At 69.4% G+C, this 6,562-nt stretch carries 5 protein-coding genes; 3 read left to right on the top strand and 2 right to left on the bottom strand.

What is annotated here, in order from left to right; genetic code table 11:
* Positions 1-211 precede the first annotated feature (211 nt).
* Positions 212-1,480, top strand: coding sequence for a serine hydrolase (locus tag Q0A33_RS07285; RefSeq protein WP_291794777.1), 1,269 nt, complete (start codon positions 212-214; stop codon positions 1,478-1,480).
* A 77-nt stretch (positions 1,481-1,557) separates the two neighbouring features.
* Here the strand turns inward: Q0A33_RS07285 and Q0A33_RS07290 are convergent, their stop codons facing one another.
* Together Q0A33_RS07290 and trpS are read right to left on the bottom strand one after the other, a co-directional pair.
* Positions 1,558-2,538, bottom strand: coding sequence for a phosphatase domain-containing protein (locus tag Q0A33_RS07290; RefSeq protein WP_291794781.1), 981 nt, complete (start codon positions 2,536-2,538; stop codon positions 1,558-1,560).
* Positions 2,539-2,725: 187 nt separating this feature from the next.
* Positions 2,726-3,736: a tryptophan--tRNA ligase gene (gene trpS / locus Q0A33_RS07295; protein WP_291794778.1), complete on the bottom strand. Its 1,011-nt coding sequence runs from the start codon at positions 3,734-3,736 to the stop codon at positions 2,726-2,728.
* Between the two features lie 220 nt (positions 3,737-3,956).
* On the opposite strand from trpS, the gene Q0A33_RS07300 reads away from it, so the two are divergent.
* Both Q0A33_RS07300 and Q0A33_RS07305 read left to right on the top strand, forming a co-directional pair.
* A complete protein-coding gene (locus Q0A33_RS07300; RefSeq protein WP_291794779.1) occupies positions 3,957-6,203 on the top strand; it encodes a carbon starvation CstA family protein in 2,247 nt (748 codons plus the stop codon).
* 65 nt (positions 6,204-6,268) lie between these two features.
* Positions 6,269-6,478, top strand: a complete 210-nt coding sequence (locus Q0A33_RS07305; protein ID WP_291794780.1) for a YbdD/YjiX family protein — start codon at positions 6,269-6,271, stop codon at positions 6,476-6,478.
* Positions 6,479-6,562 lie beyond the last annotated feature (84 nt).

Consider the following 6,562-nt stretch of genomic DNA (forward strand, 5'->3'; position numbering starts at 1 on the left):
CCGCTCCCCCCCCCCCCCTCCCTCCCGCCCCCCCCCCCGCGCGGCGCGGCGTCGCCCTCGCCTCCCCGGCGGGGCCCCCCGGGCCCCTCTCGCGTCTCGCCCGGGCCCCGGATCGGCACCTCGGCTCCGGAACACGTACGCACCTCCGCTCACCTCAGCTCCGGCTTCCCAGGCTCCAGCGTAGGAACCCGGAGCCAGGTAGGGTGACCCCGTGTTCCACGTTCGTCATCTCCACCGCTTCGCCGCGGCAGCCGCAGCGTTCACCCTCGCCGCCGGTGCCGCAGCCGTGGGCGCCCCCGCATCCGGCGCAGCCCCGGCGAGCCCCGCAGACGCCGGCTCCGCCGCGTTCACCTCCCCCGCAGCAGATCCCGCAGCCGCCGCGCCTGCCCTGAGCGTCGAGGCACAGCCGGCGCCGGAGAGCAGCGAGACTCCGGTCTACGACCCCGGCCCGCTCACGGACGGCTCCGCTCCCCCGCAGCTGCCGGCTGAGTCGTGGATCCTCATCGATCTGGAGACGGGCGAGGTGCTCACCGAGCACGAACCGGATCTCCCGCCCGCCCCCGCATCCACCATCAAGCTGCTCTCCGCCCTTGCCCTGGTCGACGAGCTCGACGACCCCGAGGCGAAGCAGGAAGCCGTGTACGAGGACATGCGGGTCGACGGCACCAAGGTGGGCCTGGTGCAGAAGAACGACTACACGATCGACGACCTCTTCCACGCGCTCCTCATGTCCAGCGCCAACGACGCCGCGCATGCGCTGGGCGAGGCGGTGGGCGGCCAGGAGCGCGCCGTCGAGCTCATGACGGACAAGGCCGCGGAGCTCGGCCTCACCGGCACGGTCCCCAAGGACACCTCCGGGCTCAACGACACCTCGCAGGTCACCACCGTCTCCGATCTGATCCGCGTGGGCCGGGCCGTGCTCGGCCAGGACTACCTCATGGACGTCATCGGCACGACGGAGTACAGCTTCCCCGGTGCCGTGAATCCGGACACCGACGAGAAGCTGAAGGGCTTCCCCATCCAGAACCACACGCGGGTCGTGGGCGAGGTCGAGGGCGGCCTGGGCCTGAAGAACGGCTACACCAGCAAGGCCGGCGGCTCCTTCGTCGCCGTCGTGGAAAGGGACGGACGACAGCTGGCCTCCGCGGTGCTGGGTTCGCAGGGATCCACACGCGAGGGTGCCGTGGACCTCCTCGAATGGGGCTTCGCGCAGTCCTCTCCCGAGGCCGTGGACAGCATCGAGCTGCGCACGCCTGCGGAGATCGAGGAGGAAGCGGCATCAGCCGCTGCGGAGCGCTCGTCCGCTCCGCCGGAGAGGCCCGTGCAGGCGGACGCCGAGGCCGCCGACGCGGATCTCACGTCCTCCGCTCCGGCGTGGCTGGGTCCCGCGGGGCTCGGTGCCGCTCTCGTGCTGCTGATCGCCCTCGCCGTGCTGCTGCGCCGGCGCGCGGCGGCCAGACGCCGCGCACCACGCCACTGAGGCATTCTGCGGCCGGGAAGTCCTGCGTCCCGCCGCGGAATCCTTGGGCTGCGTCCGTCCTCGCTCCCTCCGCACGCTCAGAAGCCGGAGAGGATCCCCCGCTCGGTGAGCTTGGAGGCGAGCCCGGCGCCGTCCGAGGCGTAGATCCACGGCACGCCCTGGCCTCGGCCTGTGCGCCGCGAGCGTCCGCCCGCCCAGACCGCCTCACCGGAGGTGAGCTGGCGGATCGCCACCGCCGCGACGTTCTCCGGGTGATTGTCCACGAACTCCCCGTAGATCTCCTCGTCGTGCTGACCGTCGTCGCCGATCAGGAGCCAGCGCATGTGCGGGAACTCCCGCGCCAGGCGCTCCAGTGAGTTCCGCTTGTGCTCCACCCCGCTGCGGAAGGCCCGGGTGGCCGTGGGTCCCCAGTCCGTGAGCAGCAGCGGCCCGTCGGGATAGAGGTTGCGGCTGAGGAAGCGCTTGAGGGTGAGCGCCACGTTCCAGGCGCCGGTGGAGAGGTAGATGATGGGCGAGTCCGGCCGCAGGTAGGTGAGCCGGTCGTAGAGGACCGCCATGCCGGAGACCGGGGTGCGCGCGTGCTCGTCGAGCACGAAGGTGTTCCACGCGGCGAGGAACGGACGCGGCAGGGCGGTGACCATGACCGTGTCGTCGATGTCCGAGATGATGCCGAACGTCTGGTCCTGCCCGATGATGGTCACCTGCGAGCGGTCCACGAGAGAGTTGCCGGTCCAGATCTCGATCTCCACCGTGCCCGGCTCGAACTCCCCCGGGATGACGGCGTCCACCACCCCGCCGCGGTCACAGGTCACCATGTGCTCCTGGCCGGCGATGCGCACCCATGCGGTCTCGTCCGCGAGCGTGACGGCCCCGAATGAGCGGAACCCGCGGATGCTCTGGTGGATGTCCGCTGCGGGCTGTCCGGACTTCGTCAGCACGAGCCGCGCGAGCACGCGCACGCTCGTCTCCGTGCCGTAGGAGTCGTAGCAGATGGCGGTCCGCTTCCAGCCGTGCTTCTCCGCTTTCTCCCGCAGCCACGAGTTGAAGGAGTCCTCCATGCGGGCCGCCGTGTGACGGACCTCGGGCGCGAGGTTGACGGGCGCCGGCGGCCGGGTGCGGCGACTGCGGGTACGTCCTCTGCTGCGGATCACTGTGCTCCTCGGTGGGCTCCGGCTCGTCCCACTACCCTAACGGCGCAGGAGGCCCGCTCGCGTGGTCGGGGAGGCGTGTGTGCGGTTCTGCGCATCAGCGGCGCAGGAAGCCCACCTTGTCGTAGACGTCCGCGATGGTCGTGCCGGCCACGGCCTCGGCGGCGTCAGCGCCCCGGTGGAGCACGCGCTCGAGCTCCGCCGGGTCGTCGAGCAGCTCGAGCGTGCGCTCCCGCAGCGGGGTGAGCGCCTCGACCGCGAGCTCCGCGAGGGCGACCTTGAGGTGGCCGTACATCCGGCCCTCGAACTCGGCCATGATCTCCTCGACCGGCCTGCCGGAGAGCGAGGAGTAGATGGTGAGCAGGTTCGACACCCCCGGCTTCGCCTCGCGGTCGAACGCGATCTCCGTGCCGGCATCCGTCACGGCCGACTTGATCTTCTTGGCGAGTGCCTTGGGCTCATCGAGGATGTCGATCCGTCCCGCGGGCGTCTTGGCGGACTTGGACATCTTCGCCGTGGGATCCTGCAGATCGTAGATCTTGGCGGTCGCCTTGAGGATCTGCGGCTCCGGCACGGTGAAGGCCTTCCCGTAGCGGTGGTTGAACCGCTCGGCCAGATTGCGGGTGAGCTCCAGGTGCTGGCGCTGGTCCTCCCCCACCGGGACCACATCCGTCTGGTACAGCAGGATGTCCGCGGCCATGAGCGCCGGGTACGTGAGCAGGCCCAGGGAGACGTGCTCGTTCTTCGCGGACTTGTCCTTGAACTGGGTCATCCGCTGCGCCTCGCCCAGCCCCGTGGTGCACTCGAGGACCCAGCCCAGCTGGTTGTGGGCGGGGATGTGCGACTGGACGAAGATCGTGGAGCGCGCCGGGTCCAGGCCCGCGCCGATGAACTGCGCGGCCGTGCGCAGGGTGCGCGCACGCAGCTCCGCGGGATCCTGGTCGACCGTGATCGCGTGCTGGTTGGCGATGAAGAAGAAGGCGTCGTGCGTGTCCTGCTGCTCCACAAACTGCTGCAGCGCCCCGATGTAGTTGCCCAGGTGGAGGGAGTCCGAGGTGGCCTGGATGCCGGAGAGGGAGCGGGGACGGTGCGCTGCGGGTTCAGTCATGCCCCTCATTCTGCCACTGGGGGCGGACGCGCCCGGCACCCGTCCCAGGTCACGAATCGGGACCGGATCTTAAGACACGGTCTCTGCGACTGGACAAGCCACCTGACCACGCGGACACTCAGTCTGTCAGAATCCTGTACCAAGCCTCCATGCGGCCTCTGAGCCCGTCGTGGGAGCACCCGCACGCCGAGGCAGCGAGCAGCACATGCAAAGGAGCACAATGTCCGTCGAATACGTACGCACGGATGAGGACGCGCCTCCCGTAGCCGTCGTCCAGAAGCCGCGGTGGACCCCGGCGAAGATCGCCCTCTGGGTCGCCATCGCGCTCATCGCGGGGCTCGGCTGGGTGATGATCGCGGTCGTCCGCGGCGAGGAGACCAGCGCGAGCTGGTTCGTCGCCGCCGCGGTCGGCAGCTACCTCATCGCCTACCGCTTCTACGCCAAGTTCATCGAATGGAAGGTCTGCCGGCCGGACCTCAGACGCGCGACTCCCGCCGAGCGCAACGACAACGGCCGCGACTTCGCCCCCACGGACCGCCGCGTCCTGTTCGGCCACCACTTCGCCGCGATCTCCGGCGCCGGGCCCCTCGTGGGCCCCGTCATGGCCGCGCAGATGGGCTACCTCCCCGGTACCCTGTGGATCGTCTTCGGCGTGATCTTCGCCGGCGGCGTGCAGGACTACATGGTCCTCTACTTCTCCACCCGGCGGAACGGCCGCTCGCTCGGCCAGATGGCGCGGGACGAGCTGGGCAAGGTGGGCGGCGTCATCGCCTCCATCGGCATCATCCTCATCATGACGATCCTCGTCGCCGTGCTGGGCCTGGTCATCATCAACGCCCTGGGCGAGTCGCCGTGGGGCGTCTTCTCCATCGCGATGACCATCCCGATCGCGGTCTTCATGGGCATCTACTTGCGCTACCTCCGCCCCGGCAAGGTCATCGAGACCTCCGTGATCGGCGTGGTGCTGCTTCTCTTCGCCATCATCGCCGGCGGCTGGGTGCACCACGATCCGTTCTGGTCCGAGGTGTTCCACCTGGAGAAGACCACCCTGGTGTGGTGCCTGATGATCTACGGCTTCCTCGCCGCCGTGCTGCCGGTGTGGGTCCTGCTCGCCCCGCGCGACTACCTCTCGACCTTCATGAAGATCGGCACGATCGGTCTGCTCGCGGTCGGCATCATCTTCGTCAACCCCACGGTGCAGATGCCGGCGATCACGCCCTTCGCCTCCAACACCGAGGGCCCCGCCTTCGCGGGAGCGCTGTTCCCGTTCCTCTTCATCACGATCGCCTGCGGCGCCCTCTCCGGGTTCCACGCGCTCATCTCCTCGGGCACCACGCCCAAGATGGTGGAGAAGGAGTCGCAGATCCGCCTGATCGGCTACGGCGGCATGCTCATGGAGTCCTTCGTGGCGATCATGGCGCTCGTCGCCGCGGTGAGCCTGGACAAGGGCATCTACTTCTCGATGAACGCCGCGGAGCCCCTCACGGGAGGCACTCCTGAGGGCGCGGCGGACTTCGTCAACAACGTGCTCGGCATGAACGGCGTCTCGACCACCGCCGAGGACCTCACGCAGGTGGCGAAGGACGTGGGCGAGAACTCGATCGTCTCCCGCACGGGCGGCGCGCCCACGCTGGCGATGGGCATGGCGCAGATCCTCCACCAGATCCCGCTGATCGGCGGGACCAACATGCTGAGCTTCTGGTACCACTTCGCCGTGATGTTCGAGGCCCTGTTCATCCTCACCACCATCGACGCCGGCACCCGCGTCGCCCGCTTCATGCTCTCGGACCTGCTGGGGAACTTCGCGAAGAGGTTCCGCGACCCGTCCTGGACCGTGGGCGCGTGGGTCACCACGGCGGTCATGGTGGCGGCCTGGGGCTCCATCCTCCTCATGGGCGTGACGGACCCGCTGGGCGGCATCAACACGCTGTTCCCGCTCTTCGGCATCTCCAACCAGCTCCTGGCTGCGATCGCTCTCGCCATCGTCTTCGCGATCGTCATCAAGTCCGGCTACGCCAAGTTCGCCTGGATCCCGGGCATCCCGCTGGTCTGGGACCTCGCCGTCACGATGACGGCCTCGTACCAGAAGATCTTCTCCGCGGATCCGCTCGTGGGCTACTGGGCGCAGCACATGGCCTACCGCAACGCCCTGGCCGCCGGAGAGACCTCCCTGGGCAACACCGAGGGAGTGCCGGCCATGGAGGCGGTCGTCCGCAACACCCTCATCCAGGGCACGCTGTCCGTGGTCTTCGCGGTCATCGTCGTTATGGTGGTCGTCATGGCCCTGTGGCAGGCGTACAAGGCGCTCACCACCGGCAAGGTCGTCACGGCCGAGGAGCCGTTCGAGCCCACCAGGCTGTTCGCCCCCGCGGGCCTCCTCGCCACCAAGGAGGAGAAGGAGGTCGAGGCCCAGTGGGACGAGTACCGGGAGAAGCACGGGCTCGTGAAGTCCGGAGGCGGTCACTGATGGCTGCCCCGGCTGCACGGTCTGGGACTCACGCCCGGTCTGCGGCCTGCACCGGGGCCGCCTCCGTGCGGCAGAGCACGCTCAGCCGGGTGCTGCGGCCGCTGCGCGCGGTCCACTGGTACCTCAAGGAGGTCATGGGCGAGAACGCCTACGTGCACTACCTCGAGTCCTACGAGCGCAGGCACGGCACCCGCGAGGGCGCGATGGGCGAGCGCGAATTCTGGCGCGATCTCACGGACGAACAGGACAGGAACCCGAAGGTCCGGTGCTGCTGAGCTCCGGGGACGCCGGGGGCCGGTGCCGCCGGAGTGGGGCCCGCTCCTGACAGGGAGCGCAGAGGGGGCTCCGCAGAGATCATC

This window comes from Brevibacterium sp. (assembly GCF_022712115.1).
GTDB lineage: Bacteria > Actinomycetota > Actinomycetes > Actinomycetales > Brevibacteriaceae > Brevibacterium > Brevibacterium salitolerans.

What these genes read in the sequence shown, in the direction of transcription:
- Q0A33_RS07290 (WP_291794781.1), bottom strand. Translation starts at nt 2,538, where the DNA reads ATGGAGGACTCCTTCAACTCGTGGCTGCGGGAGAAAGCGGAGAAGCAC.
- Q0A33_RS07300 (WP_291794779.1), top strand. Translation starts at nt 3,957, where the DNA reads ATGTCCGTCGAATACGTACGCACGGATGAGGACGCGCCTCCCGTAGCC.
- trpS (WP_291794778.1), bottom strand. Translation starts at nt 3,736, where the DNA reads ATGACTGAACCCGCAGCGCACCGTCCCCGCTCCCTCTCCGGCATCCAG.